This is a genomic window from Streptococcus jiangnanensis (genome assembly GCF_040888325.1).
GTDB lineage: Bacteria > Bacillota > Bacilli > Lactobacillales > Streptococcaceae > Streptococcus > Streptococcus jiangnanensis.
This window is the reverse complement of sequence record NZ_JBFNFF010000017.1, coordinates 1-951: the sequence shown is the minus strand read 5'-3', so window position 1 is coordinate 951 and position 951 is coordinate 1. Positions and strand designations below refer to the sequence as shown.

At 47.3% G+C, this 951-nt stretch carries 1 rRNA gene; it reads left to right on the top strand.

The features are described 5' to 3' along the window. Positions 1-266: 266 nt before the first annotated feature. Positions 267-951 (top strand): 16S ribosomal RNA (locus AB2B49_RS09160); the annotation flags it as partial.

Below are 951 nucleotides of genomic sequence, written 5' to 3'. Positions count from 1 at the left end.
ACGGCGGTAACACGGGTTCGAATCCCGTACGGACTATGGTGTATTGCGGTTAAAAAAACTTGAAAAAAGTTTAAAAAATCTGTTGACAGAGACAGGTAGCTGTGATATACTAATATAGTTGTCGCTTGAGAGAGAATGAGTAACAAAGACCTTTGAAAACTGAACAAGACGAACCAATGTGCAGGGCACTATAACTGAGGTTATAGTACTGAACAATGAAAAAACAATAAATCTGTCAGTGACAGAAATGAGTGAGAACTCAAACTTTTAATGAGAGTTTGATCCTGGCTCAGGACGAACGCTGGCGGCGTGCCTAATACATGCAAGTAGAACGCTGAAGGAGGAGCTTGCTTCTCTGGATGAGTTGCGAACGGGTGAGTAACGCGTAGGTAACCTGCCTGGTAGCGGGGGATAACTATTGGAAACGATAGCTAATACCGCATAAGAGTAGATGTTGCATGACATTTGCTTAAAAGGTGCAATTGCATCACTACCAGATGGACCTGCGTTGTATTAGCTAGTTGGTGAGGTAACGGCTCACCAAGGCGACGATACATAGCCGACCTGAGAGGGTGATCGGCCACACTGGGACTGAGACACGGCCCAGACTCCTACGGGAGGCAGCAGTAGGGAATCTTCGGCAATGGACGGAAGTCTGACCGAGCAACGCCGCGTGAGTGAAGAAGGTTTTCGGATCGTAAAGCTCTGTTGTAAGAGAAGAACGAGTGTGAGAGTGGAAAGTTCACACTGTGACGGTATCTTACCAGAAAGGGACGGCTAACTACGTGCCAGCAGCCGCGGTAATACGTAGGTCCCGAGCGTTGTCCGGATTTATTGGGCGTAAAGCGAGCGCAGGCGGTTAGATAAGTCTGAAGTTAAAGGCTGTGGCTTAACCATAGTACGCTTTGGAAACTGTTTAACTTGAGTGCAAGAGGGGAGAGTGGAATTCCA